This window comes from Niveispirillum sp. FG156, from assembly GCF_057809555.1.
Window position 1 is genome coordinate 26,666 of the sequence record NZ_JBMDKE010000027.1, and the last position, 25,526, is coordinate 52,191.

A 25,526-nucleotide genomic window follows, 5' to 3' on the forward strand; every position below is an offset into this window, starting at 1 on the left:
GCCTTCACATTCTCAAGGGTTGCGTTTGTCCAGGCGGCGGGCCAGCGCCTCGCCGCCCGATTGCAGGACCTGCACGACGACGATCAGGATCAGTACCACCGCCAGCATCATTTCCGGCATGAAGCGCTGATAGCCATAGCGGATGCCCAGATCCCCCAGGCCGCCGCCACCGACCGCGCCGACCATGGCGGAATAGCCCACCAGATTGACGGCGGCCAGCGTCAGGCCGCGCACGATGCCGGCCCGTGCCTCTGGCAGCAGGATCTTGGTCACCACCTGACCGGGCTTCGCCCCCATGGCGCGGGCGGCATCCAGCAGACCGTGATCCACCTCCCGCACCGCCCCTTCCACGACACGCGCAATGAAGGGGATGGCGGCCAGGGTCAGGGGCACCGTCGCCGCGGCGGTACCGATGGAGGTGCCGGTCAGCAGCCTTGTCAGCGGCACGATGGCCACCACCAGGATGATGAAGGGGGTGGAGCGGGTGGCGTTCACAATCAGGCCGACCACGCGCTGTAACGCCGGGCGGGGCAGCAGGTCGCCCGACCCCGACAGGGCCAGGAACAGGCCCAGCGGCACGCCGGCCAGCGTGGCCAACCCGCCCGCGACCGCGACCATCAGCAGGGTCTGAACCGTGGCGTCAGCCAGCAGTGACAGCATCTGTGGCGACATGGCCCAGAACCTCGATCTCCGCGCCACGGGCGCGCAATTGATGAATGGCGGTGTCGACGGCGCCGGCATCGCCCGTCAATGCTGCGATCAGGCCGGCAAAAGGCTGCTCCCCCAGCGGCTGCACCCGCCCTGCGACCAGACGCGCGCTGATGCCGGCAGCCCCCAGATCGGACAGAAGCGGGGAGGCGGCGAGAGCACCCACGGCATGCAGGCGGATCAGGATGGCGCCATCGGCGATGGGTGCGGGGGACAGGCGGGCGGCCAGGGCAGCCGGCAGTTCCGTGCCGGTTTCCCCCAGCAGGAAGCGACGGGTGGTGGGATGCGCCGGGTGGGCTAAGACTTGGGCCACCGGACCCTGTTCAATGATGCGGCCCGCCTCCAGCACCACCACCTGATCCGCAACCTCCCGCACCACGGCCATTTCATGGGTGATCAGCAGGACGGTCAGGCCCAGTTCCCGGTTGATCTGGCGGATCAGGGCCAGGATCTGGCGCGTGGTTTCGGGGTCCAGCGCCGACGTCGCCTCGTCACACAGCAGCAGCTGCGGATTGGGCGCCAGGGCGCGGGCGATGCCCACCCGCTGCTTCTGCCCACCGGACAGGGCGGCGGGATATTGCGTCGCCTTATCGGTCAGGCCGACAAGGTCCAGCAGCTCGGCCACACGGGGACCGATCTTCGCCGTGGGCCAGCCGGACAGTTCCAGCGACAGGGCGACATTGCCCGCCACGGTACGGTTGGCCAGCAGATTGAAATGCTGGAAAATCATGCCGATGGATTGCCGGGCGCGGCGCAGGCTCTCTTCATCCAGGCCGGTCAGGTCGCGACCACCCACGATGACGGTGCCGGCATCGGGCCGTTCCAGCAGGTTGACGGCGCGCAGCAGGCTGCTTTTCCCGGCCCCGCTGGGCCCGACAATGGCGGTGATCCCGCCCCGGGGGATATCAAGGTCGATGCCGGCCAGGGCCGCCACGGCCCGACCGTCCTTGCCGTGGAACGTCTTGGCGATACCCGCCAGCCGCACCATCACCTCAGCGGTGGCGGCGTCGGATGCGTCCTGTCCTGTCACAATCGCGTCCATGTCACTCATCGGGCGGTCGTTGACCGATCCTGCCCTGGATTGCTGTCATGGCAAAGAGTGAAGTGGGGAAGCGGCACCGACAATCGGCGAATTCACGCGTCAGCTATGTGGTGCTGATAATAACACACAATAGACATGTATATTGATGTTCAGGCAATCGCCTGCCGCGCCATATGCAGGGTGCGCTGGAAATGGCCCCGGATCACCTGTTCCAGTTTCGGGGTGGGCACCACCAGGGCGTTGCGGCCATCCAGATCGGCGCGGCGCTTTTCCAGATAGCCGTCATCGACGGCGCGCTTGATCCGGTCCTCGCGGGTGCGGTTGGACCCGCTTTTCATGGTCTGACAGGCGGCACTGACCGTCAGGGGCGAGCCGCGCCAATGGCTGACGGTACAGCCCACGAACAGGTACCAATATTCCTGTGTGAAATAGCCGGGCCGGTTCTCGAACGCGCGGTCCCAGTCGCGGGCATAATCCTCCAGAAAGCCCAGCCAGCGGAACAGGTCATCGTCGCTGATCGCCGGCTGTTCCATCAGCGGTCCTGTGGGCCGAAGACGGAGCCGGACAGGGCGGGGCTCATGAACTCCCCCAGATTCTTGAAGGCCACACGGAAGAAGACCCGGTCGCCACGGTCGATACCGGTACGCCGCGTATTATCGCGTTCCGCCACAAGCTGGAAGGTCAGGCATTCTTCCTGATAGGTGATTGTGGCGCTGGACAGGACGGGGCCGCCGCCGGGCGCCAGATCGCGCCGGTGCGCCAGACCCACCGACCAGCGGTCGCTGAGCGCCGAGGAGATGCCCAGCGTCAGTTCCTCCCGGTTGCGGGTGGCAAGACCGCCATCCTGGATCAGCTTGTCCAGATAGACATAGGAGCCGGAGACCCGGAACTGCGACGGGCCGAACACGCCATAGACATCGTGCAGGCGCTGCGCGCCCGTCTCGCTGTCCAGTCGGAAGGAGTAGGAGATGTCCATCCACGGGCTGGGCGTCAGTTCCAGCTTGCCCACCACGTCTGACGTGCGGCGACGCAGGCCCGAACCGCCGGGGAAATCGGCATCGCCTTCCAGCCGCTGGCTCTGCCCCAGAAACAGGGTGGAGGAGCCGCCGCCGAACCCGTACAGACCGGCCTTCACGCCATAGGTCAGGCGCTGCCCGCCCTCCAGCCGGTCGATGCCGGGATAGCGCGAGGCGCGGAACAGGTTGGTGTAATCGAACTCGATATCCTGGCTGTCCTCGTTGGGGATAAAGCCGGAATTGTCGATATTGGGGGCTGCCGACAGCATGACCATGGGTTCCACCAGGGTCTGCACCGTCGCATCCTGGCGCGCCAGCGGATATGAGACGGTCCAGTCGGCATGCGGGAAGCCGCGCAAACGGACCTTGTCATCCTGTTCCACGCTGCCATCGGGGCGGCGCAGGTTGGAGACCCAATAGCCATCGGCCCGCGCCTCCGCCTTCAGGACGGAGACGAGGCCGAAACCGGTGATGTCATCCCGGCGCCAGCCGGCGGCGGACGAGACACGGCGGGTATCATTGCCCGATGAGCGCAGCAGCGACAGGAACCCGGCATCAGCCGCCCAGCGCCCGCCCAGCAAGCCGCCCGGTTCCCCCAGCGCGCTGTAGGTGACCATGGGCAGGACGACAGGTTCTTCCTCCGGGTTGCCGGGGCGCAGATCCTGGAAATCATAGACATTCAGGGCCAGGTAATCGCGCCCTTCAAACCGTTCGACAAAGCCCCGGCTGGCCAGAATATCCTCGCGGCTATAGTCATAGCGCAGCAGATGGGTGTTATCGGTCACGCGTTTGACGTCAAAACCCCAGCGCCAGTTTTCATCAATGTCGAAGCGGCCCGTGCCGAAGATATGGCCACGAAATTCCTTCTTCTCCACCACCCCGCTGGCGGTTTCCCGCGCGCGGTCGGTATAGACGGCGCTGCCCGACAGGGTGACGGAGCCGGTGGCGAAGCGCTGGCGGTATTCCCCGCCCAGCAGCAATCCATCCTCGGTGCTGGGCGTCACCTCAAGGGTGAAATCCTTGCTCTCGTCAATGTCGAAGAAATAATAGATGCGGGCATAGGTGCCCAGATCGGAACTGATGCCGCCGCCCGGCGTCAGGAAACCGCTGCGCCGTTCCACGGTAGGGTCGGGATGGCCGAAGAAGGGCAGCCACATGACGGGCACGCCCGCCACCTCCAGCGTCGCATCGCGGTAGTAGACGTCGTGTGCCTGCTGATCATGGGTGATGCGGGCGGCCCGGATCTGCCAGATGGGCGGGCGCGACGGGTCGGTGGCGCACAGCTCGCACGGGGAATAGACGGCGTTTTCCATGCGGGTATAGCGGCCTTCACGCCGTTCACCCTGCAAGGCCGCGAATTTCGAATTGTCGGACAGCAGGATGCGGACCTGATCCACAAAGCCCTGCTGCAAATCGTCGGTCAGTTCGGTGTAGTTGGCGAACATCACCTCGCCCGTCGGCTCCAGGATGGAAACATTGCCGGACGCGGTGACGACGTTGGTTTTTTCCGAAAAACTGACGCTGTCGGCCAGCAGCAGACGCCCGCCCTGGCTCAGTTCCACCTTGCCGCGCGCCGTGATGATGCCCAGGTCCTGGTCGTAATCCACACTGTCGGCGGACAGCAGCACGGGTTGCCCGTTTTCCGTCGGCTGAGCGGGACCGGCGCCATGATGGCTGGCCCCCTTCGGTGCCCCGTCCTCTGCTGCCAGGACGGCACCCGACAGGCCAAAAGCCAGCGCCGTGGACAGGAGCAGGCGGCGATAGGTCCGGGCAGGATGCATTTTCAACAGCGTCTCAGGCTTACGGTCGACGGGTGCTAGCTTGTCCCCGACGCCGGGTGCGCTGTCAACTGATGCCAGGGGGAGGCAGGTGGGACATGGTGTCGGGGGACGGGCCACGAAAGGGTCACGAAGGTGGTTTCGCGGCAATGATCCCGGTCCCGACCAAGGGATTGTTGAGAGGAAACTGAACAGTCCCTATTTCCCCTCCCGCTGCCGTTGCCGCCGGGCCTTGCGTTGCAGCCAGACAAACAGGCTGAACAGTCCGGCGGCCCCGCAGAAGGCAGCCAGTATGGCGCCACGTCCGGCCACAGGCAGGGGCGCCAGGCTGTCGGTTACCTGAAAGGTGAGGAAGGCCAGCGCCCCCAGGCCCAGGGCGGCCCCGGCCAGTAGCAGATAAACCGCGCGCAATTCCCGCTCCCCCTTATGGTCCGGCGCCCAGCATAGCGCGTTTCGCCCTATCCCAACCAGGGCAGGCCGGCCCCCACGGGCCGCCCCCCGCTGCTGCACTATATCCAGTTCGGCATGACGGAGGGGCGGGCCATTGCGGCCGCCGATACCGGCCTCTGGCTATAAAGGCAGCACCAGCCGCAGGGCCCGGTCGGGCCCGCGGCCATGGGGCTGCCATTGCCTTGGATAGCCCAGGGACACTTCCTCGAACCGCACACCGTCGCGCCAGTGGGTGGCGGGAACGTGCAGATGGCCATGGATACAGGCCAGTGCGTTGAAACGCTGGTGCCAATCCTCGGTCGCGGTGGTCCCGCACCAGGGGCTGAAGCGCGGGATGCGGCGCAGGGTCACCAGATCCTGGCGCAGCGGATAATGGTTGATCAGCACTGTTCGCATTCCCGCCGGCAGCTCCCGTTCCAGCCGGGTCCTTGTCCAGGCGACGCGGGCGGCGCACCAGTCTTGGCGCGTCGGATAGGGGGCGGGCAGCAGGCGTGTCTCATCGGCGCTGCGCAGCCGTTTTTCCCATGCCCATTCAAGCACGGCTTCCAGCTTTATCTCCGGCGGTCGGAACGAATAGTCGAAGCCTAAGAAAAGCGGGGCCAGCAGCACCGGCCCGCCAGCCCCCTCCCAGACAGGATAGGGGTCCTCCGGCGTGACGACGCCGTGCGTGCGGGCCACATCCACCATGGCCCTATACTTGGCCTCTCCCGCCAGAACCGCGCCGTCCGGTCCCTTGACCGTCCATAGTTCGTGATTGCCGGGAACCCAGATCAGGCGGGCGAAGCGGCGGGACAGGATATCGAAGGCCCAGGCCAGATCGTCCGGTTTCTCCGCCACGTCGCCGGCCAGGATCAGCCAGTCCACACCATGGTCGGGCAGCGCCTCGATCCCGGCCCGGTTGGCGGACATGGACAGATGCAGATCGCTGATGGCCCATAGACGCGACGGATTTTCCGTTGTCCCGTCCGCAACCTGAAGCCGCATGGTGAATTCCGTCTGGAAATGGTAATCTCTGTTCAATTTGAGGCGGAGGAGCGGTTTGGGCAATGCGGTTGGGCCAACACACGGCTGGATGCCGGCCATGCGTCGGTTCCACAGACTTGCCGTGCTGTTCCTCTGCATCCTGTTTGGGGTTGGCAGCGTAAAGGCGGCTGACCCTGTCTCCGGTTCACAGGGCGACAGCTACTGGAATGACAGGGCCGAGGTGCTTTTTGAGCGCATCGGTCGTGGTGCCGGCCTGCCCAGCGATATTGTCACGGCCATCGCGCAGGATCGCGCCGGCTTCATCTGGGTTGGCACGCCGGTCGGCCTGACCCGTTTCGACGGCTACCGCTTCCGGGTGTTTCAGCCGGACAGCCGTGACCCATCCTCCTTGCCCGACGGCTATGTCAACGCGCTGCATGTCGATCAGCGGGGGCGCCTGTGGGTTGGCACCAATAATGGCGGTGTCGCCCGCTTCATTCCGGAAACGGAGAGCTTTGCCCGCTATCCGGCGGGTCCGGGCGGGCTGGCCCACCCCACGGCCTATCGCTTCGCCGAAGACCGGGAAGGGAATATCTGGGTGGCGTTGCGCTCCGGTCTGGCCCGGCTGGATGCCGATACCGGGGCGGCGGAGAATTACAAGATACAGGATGGCGGCGAGCCCGGTGGCTTGCCCGGCAATGTCGTGCTGGATCTGCTGTTCGACCGGCAGGGCACACTTTGGGTGGCGACCGACAGGGGGCTGGCCCTGCGCCGTCCGGGTCACAGCGCGTTCGAGGATGCGCATGATGTGCTGTCACTGCCCAGCATCCCGCCCGATGCCGCCATCACCACCTTGTTCGAGGATGCGCGCGGTCGTGTCTGGATCGGCACGCGCGGCGGCATCGTCGTCTGTCACGATCTGGAAACCGGCATCTCGCAATCCTATGACATGGCCCGTGCCGACGGGCGTATCGCCGACCGTCCGCAGGTCCGGGCCATCCAGGATCTGCGTGTCGATGGCGATGTCCGCGACCGTATCTGGATCGCCACCGATCCCGGCGGGCTTTTGGAACTGGATCTGGAAAGCGGTTTGCTGCGTTCCATCCACCATGACCCCGCCGTGCTGGCCAGCATTAGCAGTGACGCGGTGCGCAGCATGCTGCGGGACCGGTCAGGTCTGATCTGGGTGGCGACCTGGGGCGGGGGTGTGAATGTGCACAACCCCGCCAATCAGGGTATCCTTTCCATCTTCTCCTCCCCCTCCAATCCCGACAGCCCCAGCGAGCCGCAGGTGCGCTCCATCCTGGCGGCCAGGGATGGCAAGGTCTGGCTGGGGTTTGAGACGAAGGGCATCGACATTCTCGATCCCGCCACGGGCGGTCGTGTCCGGTTGCCGCCCGGTGGCGCGCCGGGACTGGGGTTGCCGCGCGCCAATGTCCTGACCATGGCGGAGGAGGGAGCGGACACCGTCTGGATCGGCACGCAACTGGGGCTGGCGCGCTATTCCAGGGCGACGGGTCAGGTGCGGCAGGTCGACCTGCCGGGGACCCTTGCCGGGTCGCCCATCCATGCCATCCTGGTCCGTGACGGGGAATTGTGGCTGGCGACCGATGGCCTGGTCCGGTTTGATCCGCGCAGCGGTGCGGTCACCCATTTCCGCCATGATCCGGATGACGCCACCACCCTGGCCGATGACCGGGTGCGTGTGTTGGCCACCGCACCCGATGGGCGCATCTGGGCCGGGACCCATCGCGGCCTGCACCTGATCGACCCGCGTAGCGGCCATATCCGCCGGGTACAGAACCGGTCCTGGGACTGGTCCTCGCTGGCCCATAACTACATTACCGGCCTGATCCATGACCGGCAGGGGCGCCTTTGGGTGGGCACGCTGGGCGGCGGGGTCAGTGTGCTGGGCAGCGACCTGTTGGATGAACGGTACCGCTTCACCACCCTGTCACAGCGCCATGGCCTGCCCGGCGACAGTGTGCAGGCCATGGTCATGGACGATGCCGGGCAGATCTGGGTCAGCACGGAGGACGGTCTGGCCCGCATCGATCCCGACACCCGCGCCATCACCGCCGTCGGCTGGGATGACGGTCTGGGTGTGCGGGGGACCTGGGTCGGCTCTGCCGCGCGGCTGCAAGGGGGCGCGCTGTTGTTCGGCGGGCGGGAGGGGTTGACGGTCGTGCGCCCCGCCGCCCTGCGCGGATGGGACTATCAGCCGCCGCTGGTGGTGACGGAGGTTCGTATCGACAACGAACCGATCCCCGCCGCCGCCCTGAACCTGACGGCCCTGGCGCCGATGGAAGCGGCCATGGGTGCCGCGAAGGCGGCCAAGCCGACGCAGGCGGCCATCAACCTGCCGGCAGGGGCCCAGACGCTGACCGTTGGCTTTGCGGCCCTGGATTATGCCGGTCCCGGCAGTCTGCGCTACAGCTATACGCTGGACGGGTTCGACAAGGGCTGGGTGGAGGTGGACGCGCTGGGTCGGCTTGCCACCTACACCAACCTGCCGCCCGGCAGCTATACGCTGCGTCTGCGCGCCACCAACAAGGAAGGGGTGTGGGGCAGTGCCACGCGTACCGTTGCCATCACCGTGCTGCCATCCTGGTACCAGACGGGATTGGCGCGGGTGGGGGCGGCGCTGGTCGTCCTGGCCCTGCTGGGGCTGGTGATCCAGGCCCGAACGGCGGCCCTGCGGCGGCAGCGGCGCTGGCTGGAACGGCTGGTGGCGCAGCGCACGCAGGATCTGGTCGATGCCAATGCCGAACTGGAGCGCCTGGCGTCTACCGACGCCCTGACTGGCCTTCTGAACCGTCGCCGGTTTGATGAGGCCGGTCTGGCGGAGATCGACCGTGCGCAGCGTTATGGCCGTCCATTCAGCCTGCTGCTGGTGGATCTGGATCATTTCAAGCTGGTGAATGACACGTTCGGCCATAATGCCGGGGACGCCGCCCTGCGCGCGGCGGCGCAGCGTGTGCTGGCATCGGTACGGACCACCGATATCGTCGCCCGTTACGGCGGAGAGGAACTGGCCGTGCTGCTTCCTGAAACGGATGAGGCCGAGGCCCGCGTCGTGGCCGAACGTATCCGGGAGATGGTCGCGGCCAAGCCCGTGGAACATGAGGGCAGCGTCATCGGCCTGACGGCCAGTGTCGGCGGTGCCCAATATGGGGCGCCGGACAATGATCTGGCCCGCCTGACCGGGCGGGTCGATGCCGCGCTTTACCGCGCCAAACAGGCCGGCCGCAACCGTGTGGTCTTCGGCGAGCGTGACGGCGGGCGGGGGCAGCAGCCGGCCCCATTGTCCGCCCATCAGTAAAGCCTGTACAGGCTCGTTCATCTTTCCCTGGAAAGTGCATTCTTCCCGCGCACGGACCTTCCCGTCACTGGTATAAGTATGATGATTTCCCCGTCCACAGTCCCGGCGCCGCGATGAGCATCATTGTCAGAACCCTGTCGGACCAGACCTATGAGGCGGTGCGGCGCAAGATATTGTGCGGCGCCATTCCCGCTGGTACGCCACTGCGCCAGGACGTGATCGCCACCGAACTGGGCGTCAGCAAGATCCCCCTGCGGGAGGCGCTGGGCCGCCTGGAACAGGATGGGCTGCTGATTTCCTATCCCAACCGTGGCTATGTGGTGCGTCCCCTGACCAAGGCGGAGGCGGCGGAAGTCTTCGCCCTGCGCCTGAAGCTGGAACCCGGCGCCGTGGTGGATGGCGCGCGCCGTGCGACACCGGACCATCATGCGGCGGCCTGTGCGGCCCTGACGGCACTGGAACTGGATCAGGACCGCGACGGCGCCGATCATGTCACCCAGAACCGCCTGTTCCATCTGTCGCTGATCAAGCCGGGCGGGCCCGTGACCTATCAGTTGCTGAAACGGCTTCATATCCTGTCGGAACGCTATGTCCGCCTGCATCTGGAACCGAAGGGGCGGGAGGATCGGGCGCGCCTGGAACACCGGGCCATTCTGGAGGCCTGGATATCCATGGATGCGGAACGGGTGGATCGTCTGGTGGCCGACCATATCCGCAGCACGCTGGACGATCTGCACGTCCAGTTCGGGGTTTGACGGAGTCGCGGCGGTAGCGCGCCTTGTTCCGCCGGCGCGCTTTTCACAAAATCATTGCCAATCGGATTGGAGCCCGCCTGTGGCGGTCATCATGTAGTCGCGTCTCCATATTTATAATATAATAATGGAAATCTGGTAAAGGACATGCTATCCGAAAACAGTCGGGACGTCCGTCAGGGCGTGTACCGGTGGTTCCAGGGAGAATAGGTTATGGCCAAGGATCAGGTCGCGCAGGGCACGTCACCCCGCCGCCTGCGGTCGCAGGAATGGTTCAACAACCCCGCCAATGCCGACATGACGGCGCTCTATCTGGAGCGCTATCTGAATTTCGGGTTGAGCCGGGAGGAATTGCAGTCGGGCAAGCCCATCATCGGCATCGCCCAGACCGGATCGGATTTGTCCCCGTGCAACCGCCATCATGTGGTGCTGGCGGAACGTATCCGGGAAGGCATACGCACTGCGGGCGGCATCGCCATCGAATTCCCCGTCCATCCGATCCAGGAGACGGGCAAACGCCCGACGGCGGGGCTTGACCGCAATCTGGCCTATCTGGGGCTGGTGGAGCTGCTCTACGGCTACCCGCTGGACGGGGTGGTGCTGACCATCGGTTGCGACAAGACCACGCCGGCCATGCTGATGGCCGCCGCCACCGTGAATATTCCGGCTATCGCCCTGTCGGTCGGCCCGATGCTGAATGGCTGGCACAAGGGGGAGCGCACGGGGTCGGGCACCATCGTCTGGAAGGCGCGCCAGATGATGGCGGCGGGTGAGATCGACTATAAGGGTTTCATCGACCTCGTTGCCTCCTCCGCCCCGTCCACGGGCTACTGCAACACGATGGGCACGGCGACCACCATGAATTCGCTGGCCGAAGCGCTGGGCATGCAGCTGCCCGGCTCCGCCGCGATCCCCGCCCCGTACCGGGAGCGGCAGCAGGTGGCGTATGAGACGGGCAAGCGCATCGTGGACATGGTGGAGGAGGACCTGAAGCCGTCCGACATCATGACGCGCGACGCCTTCCTGAACGCCATCGTGGTCAACTCGGCTATTGGCGGGTCCACCAACGCCCCTATCCATCTGGCCGCCATCGCGCGCCATATGGGTGTGGAACTGTCGCTGAATGACTGGCAGACCTATGGTCACAAGATCCCGCTGCTGGTGAATTTGCAGCCGGCGGGGGAATATCTGGGCGAGGATTATCACCATGCCGGTGGCGTGCCTGCCGTGGTCAATCAGCTGATGGGCCAGGGCCTGATCCGCGAAGATGCCATGACCGTCAATGGCCGCACCATCGGGGAGAATTGCCGGGGCCGCGAGATCGATATGCCGGAGGTTATCCGCACCTTCGACAATCCGCTGAAGCCCGAGGCCGGTTTCATCGTGTTGCGTGGCAGCCTGTTTGATAACGCCATCGTCAAGACTTCGGTGATCAGCGCGGAATTCCGGGAGCGCTACCTGTCCAACCCCACCGATCCCGAGGCGTTCGAAGGCCGTGCCTTCGTGTTCGACGGGCCGGAGGATTATCATCACCGCATCGACGATCCCGCACTGGATATCGGCCCCAATGACATCCTGGTGATGCGCGGGGCCGGCCCCATCGGTTATCCAGGGGCGGCAGAAGTGGTGAACATGCGGCCCCCCGCCTATCTGATCAAACAGGGGGTCAGCGTCCTACCCTGCATCGGCGACGGGCGGCAGTCGGGCACGTCAGGCTCACCCTCCATCCTGAACGCCTCACCGGAGGCGGCGGCGGGCGGCAATCTCGCCATCCTGCGCAGCGGTGACCGGGTGCGGATCGACCTGCGCAAGGGCCGGGCCGATATCCTGATCCCCGATGCGGAGATCGCCGAACGCCAGCAGGCACTGGCGGCGGCGGGTGGTTATCGCTATCCGGCCTCGCAAACGCCGTGGCAGGAAATTCAGCGCCGCATGGTGGGCCAGCTGGGCGACGGCGCCATTCTGGAGCCGGCGGCACAGTTCCAGCGCATTGCGGAGACCTATGGGGTGCCACGGGATAATCACTGAGGGTGCTTCTCCTCGTCGAACACCTCTTTCTTCGTCATCCCGGCGCAAGCCGGGACCCAGGGGTCACAAGATCAAACCTCTACGCAGCGTCAATCAACGCAGCCGATAGGTCGGGCATTTGGCCCCTGGGTCCCGGCTTTCGCCGGGATGACGAAAAGGTATGAGAAGGGACGCGACCGCGCTACCCCACAAACAACACATCCAGCCGCCTGGGCCCATGCACGCCGACCACCCGGTCCAGCTCGATATCGGCGGTGGCCGACGGGCCGGAGCAGAAGGTGATGGGGCGGGTGGGCACCAGGGCTGCGATAGCCTCCGGCACCAGCCCGACCAGCTGTTCGGCCCGTACCACGCAAAGGTGATAATCGGGTAGCAGGGTCAGGGCGCGCCGTCCCTGCGTCGCCCCGCCATCCAGCACGATACTGCCCGTCTCGGCAATCGCCAGGGCTGCCCCGGTCAGGGCGCCGGGAATGGCGTTCAGCGCGCCATAGGGCAGATTATCATCGGGCACCAGTGCCACCCCATCGGGCCGCCATTCCGCCGGCAGGTCGGTCGGTATGGCCAGCCGGTCAATGCCACGGCCCGCCAGAATGCTGGCCACCGCAGGGGCGACAGGGCCGCTGGTCCGGGCCACGCCGACATTGTAATCGCGCAGCCGGTCCAGGAACCGTTCCACCATGGCTTCGCGGTCGCCCTCCCACACGCGGTTGATGGCCGGGGCGGGGGTGACAGGCGGCGGGCTTCCGGCGATGGCCGCACGCACGCGCGACAGGATCAGGTCACGACCGTTCATCACTTGTCCCCCCGCTTCTGCCACCAGTCGCGGAAGCTCTGTTTCGGCAGCGCCGGGAAATCCCGCGACAGGGTCCAGCCGGATAAGGGCGGGGGCAGCCAGGGCAGGGTGCCATCCCGTATCAGCAGCTTCTGACCCAGCCGCCCGGCCCACAATGACCAGTCCAAGGCCCCCTGATTGCCGAACATGCGGGCGGCGACGCCCATGGCCAGCGCCTCTCCCTTGCCCGCATGTCCCTCGCGAACCACGCGGCCACGCAGATGGACCAGGATCTGGGGGATGTTGATCTTGACCGGGCATACTTCATGACACGCGCCGCACAGGCTGCTGGCATAGGGGAGGCTCCCCGCCTCCTCCAGGCCACGCAGCTGCGGCGTGACGATGGCGCCGATGGGTCCCTGATACATGCTGTCATAGGCATGGCCGCCCGCCCGCTCATAGACGGGGCAGACATTCAGACAGCGCGAACAGCGGATGCAGTGCAGCGTCTCCCGCGCCACCTCATCCGCCAGGATTTTGCTGCGGCCATTGTCCAGCAGCACCAGATGGAATTCGCGCGGCCCGTCGCCCGCATGCACCCCGGTCCAGAGCGAATTATAGGGGTTCATCCGCTCCCCCGTGGCGGCACGGGGCAGAAGCTGGAGGAACACCGACAAATCGTCGAAGCGCGGCAGCACCTTCTCAATGCCCATGATGGAGATCAGGACCTGCGGCAGGGTCAGGCACATGCGGCCATTGCCCTCCGATTCCACCACGCCCACCGTTCCCGTCTCCGCCACGGCGAAGTTGGCGCCGCTGATGGCGACCTTCGTCTCCATGAATTTCTGGCGCAGATAGGCGCGGGCGGCGCGCGTCAGGTCGGGCGGACGGTCGGACAGGCCCGTGCCATGTTCCCCCATCTCCGCCCGGAACAGATCGCGGATTTCCACGCGGTTCTTGTGGATGGCAGGGACCAGCAGATGCGACGGCTTCTCCCGCGCCATCTGCACGATCATGTCTGCCAGATCGGTCTCATAGGGCCGGATGCCGGCTTCTTCCAGGGCGGGGTTCAGCTCGATCTCGTCCGTGGTCATGGACTTGATCTTGATGACCTGATCGGTGCCGGCTTGCCTCGTCAGGCGGACGATGATGGAACGCGCCTCTGCCGCATCGGCGGCCCAATGCACATGGCCGCCGGCCTTGATGACCATCTCCTCCAGTTGCAGGAGATAATGGTCAAGGCGTGCATGGGCCTCACGCTTGATGGCTTTGCCAGCCTCGCGCAGCGCCTCCCAATCCGGCAGTTCGGCGGTGACCTTGGCGGTCTTGCCCCGGATGGTATGGGTGGCCTTGGCCAGGTTGCGCCGCTGCTGCGTGTTGCGCAGGCCATCGGCGGCGCGGGTGGGGAAATTGGTGGTCATGCCCAGGGTTCCTCCGCCGTGGAGGCCAGGATCTGCGCCAGATGCACCGTGCGCACGCCTGTGCGCTGCCGAGACAGGCCGCCGCCGATATGCATCAGGCAGCTATTGTCGCCGGCGGTACAGATCTCTGCCCCCGTGGACAGGATGTGGCGCATCTTGTCGGTCAGCATGGCGGTGCTGGTCTCGGCATTCTTCACGGCGAAGGTACCGCCAAAGCCGCAGCATTCGCGGTTATTGGGCAGTTCCACCAGATCGATGCCCGACACATGCCGCAGCAGGGTCAGCGGCCCGTCTCCCAGATGCAGCGACCGCAGGGAATTGCAGGAGCTGTGATAGGTGACGCGGTGCGGATAATAGGCGCCGACATCGCTCAGCCCCAGCTTCTGCGTCAGGAATTCGGAGAATTCAAAGACGCGGGGCGCCATCGCCTCCACCGCGCGCAGCAGCCCCTCATCCTTGGCGACATGTTTTGCCAGATAGGGATATTGCCCCCGCACCATGGCGGTGCAGGAAGTGGACGGGATCACGATGGTTTCCGCATCCTGGAACGTATCGACAAAGCGGCGGACCAAGCCCACGGCATCATCATGATATCCCGAATTATGATGCATCTGGCCGCAGCAGGTCTGGGCCAGCGGAAACTCCACCGGGTGCCCCAACCGCTCCAGCACCCGCACCACGGCCCGGCCGGTATCGGGAAACAGGCTGTCATTGATGCAGGTGATGAAAAGCGAGACGCGCATTTGGGGGGACATCCGGGACGTGCGTTTGTAGCGCGGATTAGGCGTGAGCCGTAATCCGCGGAGCGACGATGACGGGATTTCCGCGGATTACGGCTCCGCCTAATCCGCTCTACTGTAAATTCACAAACGCGCCGCCATCGACCAGCAATGCGGCACCGGTGACATAGCGGGCAAGGTCGGACGCCAGGAACACCACCGGCCCGCCCATATCTTCCGGCTGGCCCAGGCGACCCAGCGGGATGCGGCCTTCCATGTAGGTGCGCTTGGCCACGTCAGCCAGATCATCCTTGTTGATGTCGGTCAGGATGGTGCCCGGCAGCAGGGAGTTGCAGCGGATGCCATAGGGGCCCAGGGCGATGGCGCAGCTTTGCATCAGCGAATGCACACCGGCCTTGGTGGGCGTGTAATGGGTCTGCATGCCGCCACCGACCAGGGCGGAGATGGAGGAAATGGCGATGATCGCCCCACCGCGCCCCTGATTCTTCATCTGGTTGGCGGCGGCCTGGGTCATGTAATAGGCGCCGTTCAGGTTCACCTTGATGGTGCGGTCCACCACATCGACCGGCATGTCCAGGAAGGAATGGAACGGGCAGATACCGGCATTGGAGACGAACACGTCCACGCCACCAAACGCTGCCACGGCTGCCTTCACGAATTCCTGTGCCGCCGCCGGATCGGCCACGTCGCCCTTGACGGCAATGGCCTTCTGGCCCAGCGCCTCAATCTGCGCCACCACATCCTCGGCAGCGGCGGGGGAGGCGGCATAGTTGATGGCGACATTGGCCCCGTGCCGGGCGCATTCGACCGCCACAGCCGCCCCGATCCCGCGCGATGCACCGGTGATCAGCACGGTCTTGCCTTCCAACAAACGCATAAAACCCTCCCTTTGTGACCAGTTCCCTGCAAACGCCAGATGGCGCTTAAAACCACCAAAGCTTAAAAGCCTCGGCAGTTTTGTAAAATCTCATATTGCGGAATGATGTCTCATAAATCAAAATCCGACGCAAGCCTGATCCCCCAGCGGGAAAGGGTGACCGGTATCAGGACCGCATTGACAGGCGTTGTCCCATTTTATAAAACTGTATCCCACAATTAAGAACGTGCGCACCTTCCTTGCCCGCTGCGCACGCCCTTCAGGGAGTGTGAAAACACCATGGCCTTCCCCCTTATCCGCGATGTCCGCGCCTATGTGGTGCGCGGCGGTGGCGCCGATTACCATGACCAGGGTGACGGCCACTGGATCGACGATCATATCGCCACGCCGATGAGCCGGTATCCCGAATATCGCCAGAGCCGGCAGAGCTTCGGCATCAATGTGCTGGGCACGCTGGTGGTGGAGATCGAGGCGGCGGACGGCACCATCGGGTTCGCGGTGACCACGGGTGGGGAACCGGCCTGCTATCTGGTGGAAAAGCATTTCTCCCGCTTCCTGATCGGCCGCTCCCCGGTGGAGGTGGAGAAGATCTGGGACCAGATGTATTTCGGCTCCCAATATTATGGCCGCAAGGGTCTGGTGGTAAACGCCATTTCCGGCGTCGACCTGGCCCTGTGGGACCTGCTGGGCAAGCTGCGTCAGGAACCGGTCTATCACCTGCTGGGTGGTGCTGTCCGTGATGAGCTGACCTTCTACGCCACCGGCGCGCGTCCTGATCTGGCCAAGGAAATGGGCTTCATCGGCGGCAAGATGCCCCTGCATCACGGCCCGGCGGAAGGCGAAGAGGGCCTGCGCAAGAATATCGAGGAACTGGCCACCATGCGCGAGCGGGTAGGCGAGGATTTCTGGCTGATGTTCGATTGCTGGATGTCGCTGGACCTCAACTATGCCACCAAGCTGGCCCACAAGGCGCATGAATATGGCCTGAAATGGATCGAAGAGGCGCTGTCGCCCGACGATTACTGGGGCTATGCCGAACTGAAGAAGAAGGCCCCCCCGGGCATGTTGGTGACGACGGGTGAGCATGAGGCCACCCGCTGGGGCTTCCGCATGCTGATGGAAATGGATTGCTGCGACATCATTCAGCCGGATGTGGGCTGGTGCGGCGGCGTCACCGAACTGACCAAGATCGCCAACATGGCCGACAGCCGGGGCATCATGGTCATCCCGCACGGGTCGTCGGTCTATTCCTATCACTTCGTCATCACGCGCCATAACAGCCCGTTTGCCGAATTCCTGATGATGGCGCCCAAGGCCGACAAGGTCGTGCCGATGTTCCATCCCCAGCTGCTGGGTGAGCCCGTGCCCGTCAATGGCAAGCTGAAACTGTCCGACAAGCCCGGCTTCGGCGTGGAGCTGAACCGTGAGGTCAAGCTGCACCGGCCTTATGTGGGCCAGGGCAAATAATCCAATCATTTCCGATCACGAAAGCCACTTGTCATGAAGCTGCTGCGTTACGGCCCCAAGGGCCAGGAAAAGCCAGGCCTGATGGATGCCACCGGCACCATCCGCGACCTGTCCGGTGTTGTTGCCGACATCACCCCGGACGTGCTGTCGCCCGCCGGTCTGGCCAAGATCGCCGCCATTGACCCGAACAGCCTGCCGACGGTGGAAGGGTCCCCGCGTTATGGCGTGCCCATCAATGGCGTGCGCAAATTCATCGCCGTCGGTTTGAACTTCGCCGACCATGCGGCGGAGAGCAACCTGCCGATCCCGACGGAGCCGGTGCTGTTCACCAAGGCCGTCTCCTGCCTGACCGGCCCCAATGATCCGGTGATGATCCCCAAGGACTCGGTCAAGACCGATTGGGAAGTGGAGCTGGGCATCGTCATCGGCAGCCGCGCCCGCTATGTCAGCGAGGAGAACGCGCTTGACCATGTCGCGGGATATGTCCTGATCAACGACGTGTCCGAACGCGCCTTCCAGATCGAACGCGGCGGTACCTGGGACAAGGGCAAGGGCTGTGACACGTTCGGCCCCGTCGGCCCCTGGGTCGTGACCTCGGACGAGGTGGGCGATGCGCAGAACCTGTCCATGTGGCTGGAGGTGAACGGCCACCGCTATCAGAATGGCAGCAGCAAGACCATGATCTTCACCTGCCGTCAGCTGGTCGCCTATATCAGCCAGTTCATCACGCTGGAGCCGGGCGACCTGATCACCACCGGCACCCCGCCGGGCGTGGGTCTGGGCCAGAAGCCGGAGCCGAAATATCTGAAGGCCGGCGACGTCATGCGCCTGGGCATCGAAAAGCTGGGCGAGCAGCGCCAGGAGGTCATCGCCTGGACCCAGGAAGGTGTGGCATGAGCATCTACGCCGACCGTTTTAAGGGCCAGGTCGCCATCGTCACCGGCGGCGCTTCCGGCGTGGGCCGGGAAGTCGCAGCCCGCCTGACGCAGGAGGGGGCCAAGGTCGTCCTCTGGGACATGAATGCCGACGCGTTGACCCAGGCGCAGGCGGATACCGGGGCCGTTGACGCAATCTCCCTCGACGTTACCGATGCCGATGCCGTGCAGGCGGCAGCCGACGCGGTGGCCGCAAAGCTGGGCCGTGTCGATGTGCTGATCGCCAGCGCGGGCATTACCGGTGCCACCGTTCCGGTGCAGGAATTCCCGCTGGACAGCTGGCGCCGGGTTATCGACATCAATCTGAACGGCCTGTTCTATTGCTGCCGTGCGGTCATCCCGCACATGCTGAAGAACGATTATGGCCGTATCGTCAATGTCTCCTCGGTGGCCGGCAAGGAAGGCAACCCCAACGCCTCGGCCTACTCGGCGTCCAAGGCCGGCGTGATTGGCTTTACCAAGTCGCTGGGCAAGGAACTGGCCAAGACCGGCATCCGGGTCAACGCCCTGACACCGGCCACCTTCAAAAGCCCGATCCTGGAACAGCTGCCGCAGAGCCAGGTCGATTACATGCTGTCCAAGATCCCCGCCGGGCGTCTGGGCGAGGTGCATGAGGTCGCGGCCATGATCAGCTGGATGGCCAGCACGGAATGCAGCTTCACCACCGCGTCGACCTTCGACATTTCCGGTGGCCGCACGACGTACTGAGTTTTCAGTGGGTTGAGTATGGGGAGGGCCGGTCCGGTTGGGCCGGCCCTTTTCGTTTATGGTGTGATGACCTGCCGGCCCAGATCAATGATCCGCACCGCATCCGGACGGCCCGGTTGGGGGGCGGGGCAGGCGGCGGAAAGATAGCGGATGACCCGCCCGCTACTGATCGGTCGGTCCCAGGCATAGATCGGGCAGGGGCCGGACGGGCTTTGATGGCTGCCGCCCGTCTCGTAATTCTCATAATTGCCGAACTGGCTGCCCAGGCCGTTATCGATGCTGGTGGGCTGTGTGGGGGTTGACGGTGGTGCCGGCGTCTGCGCGCAGGCGGTCAGGGCCAGAATCAGGCCGATCAGTGAAAGATGCCGCACGGTAATCCCCCGAAATCTCCCTGGGAGCAGGGGTTGGGATTGCGGCTTTTATGTGGACGGTTGCGCCCTCACCCTCCCGTTGGCCGGCGCCAACGGGCCCCTCCCTCTCCCACCTTCGTGGGCGAGGGAAGAAGTTTCGCCCCTCGCCCGCTTGGGCGGGAGAGGGAGGGGCCCGAACGCGGCAGCGTTTGGGAGGGTGAGGGAGCGACCGTTACCGCTTGCCCTTCGCCTTGGCCGCCGCGAAGGCCGCTGCAAAGGCGTTGTCTTCCACCGGTGCGGGCTTCTTCGGTGGCGGATTGTTGTTCTGCTGCGGCGGGCGCTGCTGTCCTTGCTGCGGCCGGGCCGGCGGCGGGCCCCGGCGATCGTCGCGCCGATCCGGGCCGGGGGTGGCGGGCCGGGCGGGGGCCGGGCGTTCGTCCAGTTTCATGGTCAGGGCCACGCGCTTGCGCTTCAAATCCACTTCCATGACCTTGACCTTCACAATGTCGCCGGCCTTCACGACACTGTGCGGGTCCTTCACGAAGGTATGGGACAGCTGGCTGATATGGACCAGCCCATCCTGATGCACACCGACATCGACGAAGGCGCCAAAGGCGGTGACATTGGTCACCACCCCTTCCAACACCATGCCGAGCTGTAGATCCTTCAACTCCTCCACCCCTTCCTTGAACTGGGCGGTCTTGAATTCCGGGCGCGGATCGCGGCCGGGCTTTTCCAGTTCCTTCAGGATGTCGCTGACGGTGGGGATCCCGAACTTCTCATCCGTGAAATCGGCGGGGTCGAGTGATTGCAGGAAGCCGACATCGCCGATCAGTTTGGCCAAGGGCCGGCCCGTCTTCTTCAGGATGCGTTCGACCACGGGATAGGCTTCCGGGTGGACCGAGGAGCCGTCCAGCGGGTTCTCCCCGTCGCGGATGCGCAGGAAGCCCGCCGCCTGCTCAAACGCCTTCGGCCCCAGGCGCGGCACGTCCAGCAATTGTCGGCGGGAACGGAAGGCGCCCTTTTCATCCCGGAACGCGATGACATTCTTGGCCACCGTCTCCGACAGGCCCGACACACGGGCCAGCAGCGGCACCGATGCCGTATTCAGATCGACGCCGACGCCGTTCACGCAATCCTCGACCACGGCATCGAGCGCGCGGGACAGTTTGGCGGGGCTGACATCATGCTGATACTGGCCGACGCCGATGGATTTCGGGTCGATCTTCACCAGTTCGGCCAGCGGGTCCTGCAAACGCCGGGCGATGGAGATGGCCCCGCGCAAGGTCACGTCCAGCTTGGGGAATTCCAGCGCCGCCACTTCGGAGGCCGAATACACGGATGCCCCTGCCTCCGACACCATCACCTTGGTGATGCGCTGATCGCCCAGCAGTTCGATCAGGTCGGCGGCCAGCTTGTCCGTCTCCCGGCTGGCGGTGCCATTGCCGATGGCGATCAGGTCCACATCATGACGCTTCACCAACGCGGCCAGGGTCGCCAGCGATCCCTGCCAATCCTTGCGCGGCTCATGCGGGTAGATCACACCGGTATCCAACAGCTTGCCGGTAGCATCGACTACGGCCACCTTCACGCCCGTGCGGATGCCGGGGTCCAGGCCCAGGGTGGCGCGCTGTCCGGCGGGCGGGGCCAGCAGCAGGTCCTTCAGATTGCGGCCAAAGACATGGATGGCCTCATCCTCCGCCTTCTCGCGCAGGACATTCATCAGGTCCAGTTCGATATGCAGGGAAATCTTGGTCTTCCAGGCCCAGCGGCAGCATTCGGCCAGCCAGCGGTCGGCGGGCCGGCCACGATCCTGAATACCGAACGCGGCGGCGATCAGCCCCTCCGCCGGGTGCGGCGATCCCGCCGGCGGTTCATCGCCAACGGCCAGCTTCAGATCCAGCACACCGGCGGCGCGGCCCCGGAACAGGGCCAGGGCGCGGTGCGATGGCATCTTGGTCAGGGGTTCGGAGAAATCGAAATAGTCGCTGAACTTGGCGCCTTCTTCGGCCTTGCCCTCCACCAAGCCCGACACGACGCGGCCCTGGGACTGGGAGAAGTCGCGCAGGTGGCCCACCAGGGTCGCATCCTCGCCCATCCGTTCCACCAGAATGGCGCGCGCACCCTCCAGGGCCGCCTTCACATCGGCGACACCCTTGTCCGCACTGACAAAGCCCGCTGCCTCCGCTTCCGGCGAGCATGTGGGGGTGGACAGCAGACGGTCGGCCAGCGGCTCCAGCCCGGCCTCCCGCGCGATCATCGCCTTGGTGCGGCGCTTGGGGCGGTAGGGGAGGTACAGATCCTCCAGCCGGGTCTTGGTGTCGGCCTCATGGATCTGCTTGGCCAGGTCGGGCGTCATCTTGCCCTGTTCATTGATGCTGGCCAGGATGGTGGCGCGCCGTTCCTCCATCTCCCGTAGATAGCGCAGGCGTTCTTCGAGATTGCGCAGCTGCGTGTCGTCCAGGCCGCCTGTCACTTCCTTGCGGTAGCGGGCGATGAAGGGAACGGTCGAACCCTCATCCAGCAGGCCCACCGCCGCCTCCACCTGGGCGGGGCGGACGGACAGTTCGGCGGCGATCTTATGGGCGATGGAAAGCATGCAACAGGCCTTGGAAGAAGAAACCAGGGGGTGGGTGATAGCGCATCGTGGGGGCAGGGGGGAAGCGATCAGGAATGGTGGTGCCACCTATGCATCGCCGCAGTGCAGAGCTGCGTTCGCGGTCACCGCGATTAACCATTCCATAACCCCTCTACCCCTATAACTGCTTTCAGCAACATCTTCTGTTGTTTCCCTCCCAGAAGTTCCCATCTTCAAAACCCCGGCGCCCGATGGCGACGGGGTTTTTTTTACGCCATGCTGGGGCTGCCACGGGCAGGGGAGGGGATGATGAATATCGGAGAGGCGGCAGCGGCCACGGGCGTATCGGCCAAGATGATCCGGCATTATGAAAGCATCAGCCTGATCAAGCCGGCCCTGCGAACCGAATCAGGGTATCGGGTCTATACCGATGCCGACATCCATTCCCTGCGCTTTATCCGCCATGCCCGTGATTTGGGCTTCGCGCTGGAGGATATCGACGCGCTGCTGCGCCTGTGGGGCGACCGGGAGCGGTCATCCTGCGAAGTCAAAAAGCTGGCGCTGGATCATATCGCGACCTTGGACCGCAAGATTGCTGAGCTTCAGGTCATGCGCGCCAGCCTGACCGACCTTGCCGACCGCTGCCAGGGCGATGACCGCCCCCATTGCCCGATTCTGGAGGGATTGGCCGGGTGATATCGATAGCATGGCGATCTATCGGCTGGCGATATCGGTCCGATGGCCTGCCTTTAAGACTTTTTTAAGCCTTGGGAAGAAAATGGCTTGACCCGGGGCGCGATTTGAAAGAAATAGTCGTCACCCAGGCCGGAGCGTTTCACTTGTTTCAAGCGGCACGTTCCGGGTTCATGAAGCGGGCAAAAAGAAAGGCCGCTACATGAGCGGCCTGAGTTTAGGGAGGAAACGCCCGATAAGGGCAAGCAGCACAACGTGCTGCGATGCAAAATATGGCTCCAATGCGGGTCGATGGCAAGCATAAAGACAGCCCCGTTTCGGGGCTGTTGTCATTTCTGGTGCCACCGGTGGACAATCATCGGCGTGCCGCTTGGAACCCAGATGTTCCGCGGGGACTGCGTTGTCCCCCGATAAACCCTTCCAAATGAATATGAATTACCATTCATCCACAGGGATGGCCGGGCCGCCGTTCTGCTGCGGTGCAGCATTGTCCATGCGATTCTGTGTGTCTGGCATTGTGCGTGACGCATGAGTGCCTGTGCGTTTGCTGATCTTGTTCCGGTAATAGGGTTAGCCAGAATTAAAACCAATTTCGATATAATATGATTTAAATCTGTATCAGAAATATGATGATAATCGACATAGGGCGTCCTGGTGCTGCCTGTCAATTTTGGCTATGCCTTAATGCGGATAGGGCAAACTGACGGCCCAATTCTGACAATTTTTGGGCAGATTTACTGGCATAGGCCGAAAGTATTCATGAAATACGGCCTTAGAGAGCTATTGGAATCCTTCGTGGAAGGCTAAAGTCTATTAAGTTGGAAATTGTCGCCGGAAGGTCGCCTGACCATTCCCCCACCGAATGGGGGCCGGTGCCGTTCAGTGAGGGCCAAGATATGCAGACCGTTATTCTGATCGACGCGAACAAGCTGTTCCGGGAGGGGCTGAGCCGCCTGCTGCTGGATGTGCCGTTCAATGTGGCGGCGGAATTTGCCAGCATAGAAGAAGCTCTTGCGGCGGAACCACCGGCGACGGCTGATTTGATCCTGGTCGATCCGGGTGAGGATGTGTCGGCCATGGCGCGGCTGTCACAGCTTCGCCAGGTGATGCCGGTGCCCATGGTGATCCTGACGGGCGGGCTTGATGCGCGGCGCCTGACCCAGGCGCTGGAGGTCGGGGTCGCAGGATATCTCATGAAGGACATGTCAGCCGATGCGCTGGCCCAATCGCTGCGTCTCGTAATGATGGGGGAGAAGGTGTTCCCGACCCATCTCGCCGACCTTCTGGTGACCGGTCAGGTACAGCCGCAGCCGGCCACGGAGATCACGGCCCTGCGCAAAGGCCTGTCGCAGCGTGAGACGCAGATTCTGCGATGCCTGATCGACGGCGACAGCAACAAGATCATTGCCGCCAACCTGGGCATCACGGAAGCGACCGTTAAGGTCCATCTGAAAAGCCTGTTGCGCAAGATCAATGCCGTCAACCGCACCCAGGCCGCAATCTGGGCCATGAATAATGGACTCGGCGCATCAGAAGGTACGCAGGCCGCGAACAGTGATGGGCCTGCTGCGGGTGGTATGGCCTCCGCCTGACCGGATATGCGCCATTTACCCTGGGGGTCGGTCGTTCCGCGCTGTCGGGGGACCGCACCCCTTTTTCATATGGCCTCTGCAATTCAGTCGGGTGGCATATTTTAGTATGTTTCATGGGGCCTGCGTAGGCGCCAGCAGCATCATGCGCCTATGGAGGGGCAGTCCCTGCGCTATCCTGAGGGATAGCGCGTTACAAGGGTATTACATTTTGAGATTTTTGATTTATTATTGAAGATGAGCAGGTGGTGCAGTGGTGATCCGTTAATAATTTCCTAAGTGCCAGCAGGAAGTTGTTAGCGCATACAGGCCGAGCCGAAAGCTCGACTTAAGTGCTTGATAAGAAAGCGTTGGCGTGTTCGGCGACGGTCTAGGTCCTCTACATCTTATTGGTGGTATAGAGGGGGAGGCGAGGGGCTGGAGGAGTCAGCAGCGGATATCAAGGATTTCCAGGGCTTGGACGATTTTTGCAGCGAGCGCTGCATAAAATTGTAGGAAGCCGAAAGCTTGTGTATAGTAGGGAAATGCCGGTGCCCAGCATCCATGGCAGGTTGCGGTTGGAGCCTGAGAGGCCGTTGAAATGCGTTTGATACTGATCGATCACGAAGCCGCGTTCGTTACCCGTGTCCGCCAGCTGGCGCGCCGCGCCGGGGTTAACGACCCTGTTGATGAAGTCGCCGATCTGGCCGATCTGGCGCAGGTGGCCAAGGCAAACCCGCAGGCGTCGATCGTCGGTATGGTCTCCACCACCATGGCGGTGCGTGGCGCCATCAAGGAATTTGTGCAGCGCTGCCCGAACGTGCCGCTGATAGCGGTGGGCGGGAATGACCCAGATCGCATGCGTGCCGCGCTGGGCGAAGGGGCGCGTGCCTATATTCGCCGCAGCGATGTCGGTGATGAACTGCTGAGCGCGCTGGAAGTGGTGCGCGACGGTGGCGTGTTCGTGCCGCCGGTCGTTGCCATGCGCCCGGGTGGGGAGCCGTTGATGACGGTGGCCGGTCCCGTGCCTGCCGGCTTCTTCCGTGAGGACGCGGGCAAGCAGCTGACCCCACGCCAGCGTGAGATTCTGTCGATGATCCGCGCCGGTCGCAACAATCAGGAAATTTCTGAGGCGCTGGATCTTACCGTCGGGACCGTGAAGATTCACATCACGGCCATCTTCAAGGCGCTGGGCGTGCGTAACCGCACCCAGGCCATGGTTGCTGCCGATTGGCTGGATCTGCCGGTGGTGGAAGCGGTTGTTACCAGCGCCTGATCCTGCTCGGCGGTGGATAGGGATGGGGGCGGCCAAGGGCCGCCCCTTTGCTTTTTGCCCCGCAATTGCCAGAAAGCAGCGT

At 64.1% G+C, this 25,526-nt stretch carries 21 protein-coding genes; 9 read left to right on the forward strand and 12 right to left on the reverse strand.

What is annotated here, in order from left to right; all coding sequences use genetic code 11:
- Positions 1 to 12: 12 nt before the first annotated feature.
- The 6 genes from ACODSP_RS17670 to ACODSP_RS17695 form a co-directional block, all read right to left on the reverse strand.
- Positions 13 to 672, reverse strand: coding sequence for a methionine ABC transporter permease (locus ACODSP_RS17670; protein WP_054167620.1), 660 nt, complete (start codon positions 670 to 672; stop codon positions 13 to 15).
- On the reverse strand, positions 641 to 1,696 hold the full coding sequence (locus ACODSP_RS17675) for a methionine ABC transporter ATP-binding protein (RefSeq protein WP_488966927.1): 1,056 nt from the start codon (positions 1,694 to 1,696) through the stop codon (positions 641 to 643). Before ACODSP_RS17675 ends, ACODSP_RS17670 begins: the two co-directional genes overlap by 32 nt.
- 203 nt (positions 1,697 to 1,899) lie before the next feature.
- Positions 1,900 to 2,283: a helix-turn-helix domain-containing protein gene (locus ACODSP_RS17680; RefSeq protein ID WP_054167621.1), complete on the reverse strand. Its 384-nt coding sequence runs from the start codon at positions 2,281 to 2,283 to the stop codon at positions 1,900 to 1,902.
- Complete coding sequence (locus ACODSP_RS17685) at positions 2,283 to 4,547, reverse strand: LPS-assembly protein LptD (RefSeq protein WP_488966928.1); 2,265 nt, start codon at positions 4,545 to 4,547, stop codon at positions 2,283 to 2,285. Before ACODSP_RS17685 ends, ACODSP_RS17680 begins: the two co-directional genes overlap by 1 nt.
- A gap of 195 nt (positions 4,548 to 4,742) precedes the next feature.
- A complete protein-coding gene (locus ACODSP_RS17690; RefSeq protein ID WP_156344545.1) occupies positions 4,743 to 4,955 on the reverse strand; it encodes a hypothetical protein in 213 nt (70 codons plus the stop codon).
- Between the two features lie 159 nt (positions 4,956 to 5,114).
- Entirely contained in the window at positions 5,115 to 5,978 is an 864-nt protein-coding gene (locus ACODSP_RS17695) for a metallophosphoesterase family protein (protein ID WP_488966878.1), read from the reverse strand.
- A 97-nt stretch (positions 5,979 to 6,075) separates the two neighbouring features.
- Here ACODSP_RS17695 and ACODSP_RS17700 point away from each other — a divergent pair, with 97 nt between their 5' ends.
- From ACODSP_RS17700 to ACODSP_RS17710, 3 genes are all read left to right on the forward strand, one after another.
- Positions 6,076 to 9,279: a ligand-binding sensor domain-containing diguanylate cyclase gene (locus tag ACODSP_RS17700; protein WP_488966879.1), complete on the forward strand. Its 3,204-nt coding sequence runs from the start codon at positions 6,076 to 6,078 to the stop codon at positions 9,277 to 9,279.
- A gap of 113 nt (positions 9,280 to 9,392) precedes the next feature.
- On the forward strand, positions 9,393 to 10,034 hold the full coding sequence (locus ACODSP_RS17705) for a GntR family transcriptional regulator (protein WP_488966880.1): 642 nt from the start codon (positions 9,393 to 9,395) through the stop codon (positions 10,032 to 10,034).
- A gap of 210 nt (positions 10,035 to 10,244) precedes the next feature.
- Positions 10,245 to 12,059: an IlvD/Edd family dehydratase gene (locus tag ACODSP_RS17710; protein WP_488966881.1), complete on the forward strand. Its 1,815-nt coding sequence runs from the start codon at positions 10,245 to 10,247 to the stop codon at positions 12,057 to 12,059.
- Between the two features lie 181 nt (positions 12,060 to 12,240).
- Here ACODSP_RS17710 and ACODSP_RS17715 read toward each other — a convergent pair whose 3' ends face one another.
- The 4 genes from ACODSP_RS17715 to lra1 form a co-directional block, all read right to left on the reverse strand.
- On the reverse strand, positions 12,241 to 12,852 hold the full coding sequence (locus ACODSP_RS17715) for a LutC/YkgG family protein (RefSeq protein WP_488966882.1): 612 nt from the start codon (positions 12,850 to 12,852) through the stop codon (positions 12,241 to 12,243).
- The gene (locus tag ACODSP_RS17720) at positions 12,852 to 14,252 is read right to left on the reverse strand and encodes a LutB/LldF family L-lactate oxidation iron-sulfur protein (RefSeq protein WP_488966883.1); all 1,401 of its coding nucleotides are present in this window, start codon (positions 14,250 to 14,252) and stop codon (positions 12,852 to 12,854) included. Before ACODSP_RS17720 ends, ACODSP_RS17715 begins: the two co-directional genes overlap by 1 nt.
- Positions 14,249 to 14,995 (reverse strand): (Fe-S)-binding protein, encoded by a 747-nt coding sequence (locus ACODSP_RS17725; protein WP_488966884.1) that lies wholly within the window; start codon positions 14,993 to 14,995, stop codon positions 14,249 to 14,251. The genes ACODSP_RS17720 and ACODSP_RS17725 overlap by 4 nt, the downstream gene beginning before the upstream one ends.
- A gap of 109 nt (positions 14,996 to 15,104) precedes the next feature.
- A complete protein-coding gene (lra1, locus tag ACODSP_RS17730) occupies positions 15,105 to 15,869 on the reverse strand; it encodes an L-rhamnose 1-dehydrogenase Lra1 (RefSeq protein ID WP_488966885.1) in 765 nt (254 codons plus the stop codon).
- Between the two features lie 279 nt (positions 15,870 to 16,148).
- Between lra1 and rhmD the strand changes: the two genes are divergently transcribed.
- The 3 genes from rhmD to ACODSP_RS17745 are packed head-to-tail and all read left to right on the forward strand — an operon-like array spanning position 16,149 to position 18,979.
- Positions 16,149 to 17,336 (forward strand): L-rhamnonate dehydratase, encoded by a 1,188-nt coding sequence (gene rhmD, locus ACODSP_RS17735; RefSeq protein ID WP_054167634.1) that lies wholly within the window; start codon positions 16,149 to 16,151, stop codon positions 17,334 to 17,336.
- Positions 17,337 to 17,369: 33 nt separating this feature from the next.
- Positions 17,370 to 18,233, forward strand: a complete 864-nt coding sequence (locus ACODSP_RS17740; protein WP_488966886.1) for a 2,4-didehydro-3-deoxy-L-rhamnonate hydrolase — start codon at positions 17,370 to 17,372, stop codon at positions 18,231 to 18,233.
- The gene (locus tag ACODSP_RS17745) at positions 18,230 to 18,979 is read left to right on the forward strand and encodes an SDR family NAD(P)-dependent oxidoreductase (protein ID WP_488966887.1); all 750 of its coding nucleotides are present in this window, start codon (positions 18,230 to 18,232) and stop codon (positions 18,977 to 18,979) included. The genes ACODSP_RS17740 and ACODSP_RS17745 overlap by 4 nt, the downstream gene beginning before the upstream one ends.
- 56 nt (positions 18,980 to 19,035) lie before the next feature.
- Here the strand turns inward: ACODSP_RS17745 and ACODSP_RS17750 are convergent, their stop codons facing one another.
- Together ACODSP_RS17750 and ACODSP_RS17755 are read right to left on the reverse strand one after the other, a co-directional pair.
- On the reverse strand, positions 19,036 to 19,350 hold the full coding sequence (locus ACODSP_RS17750) for a hypothetical protein (protein ID WP_488966888.1): 315 nt from the start codon (positions 19,348 to 19,350) through the stop codon (positions 19,036 to 19,038).
- Positions 19,351 to 19,561: 211 nt separating this feature from the next.
- Complete coding sequence (locus ACODSP_RS17755) at positions 19,562 to 21,928, reverse strand: Tex family protein (RefSeq protein ID WP_488966889.1); 2,367 nt, start codon at positions 21,926 to 21,928, stop codon at positions 19,562 to 19,564.
- A gap of 285 nt (positions 21,929 to 22,213) precedes the next feature.
- On the opposite strand from ACODSP_RS17755, the gene cueR reads away from it, so the two are divergent.
- The 3 genes from cueR (at position 22,214) to ACODSP_RS17770 (ending at position 25,444) form a co-directional block, all read left to right on the forward strand.
- Positions 22,214 to 22,603: a Cu(I)-responsive transcriptional regulator gene (gene cueR, locus ACODSP_RS17760; RefSeq protein WP_488966890.1), complete on the forward strand. Its 390-nt coding sequence runs from the start codon at positions 22,214 to 22,216 to the stop codon at positions 22,601 to 22,603.
- Between the two features lie 893 nt (positions 22,604 to 23,496).
- Positions 23,497 to 24,192 (forward strand): LuxR C-terminal-related transcriptional regulator, encoded by a 696-nt coding sequence (locus tag ACODSP_RS17765; protein WP_488966891.1) that lies wholly within the window; start codon positions 23,497 to 23,499, stop codon positions 24,190 to 24,192.
- Positions 24,193 to 24,769: 577 nt separating this feature from the next.
- Positions 24,770 to 25,444 carry a response regulator transcription factor gene (locus ACODSP_RS17770; RefSeq protein WP_488966892.1) on the forward strand — a complete coding sequence of 225 codons (675 nt, stop codon included), beginning with the start codon at positions 24,770 to 24,772 and terminating at the stop codon, positions 25,442 to 25,444.
- Positions 25,445 to 25,526 lie beyond the last annotated feature (82 nt).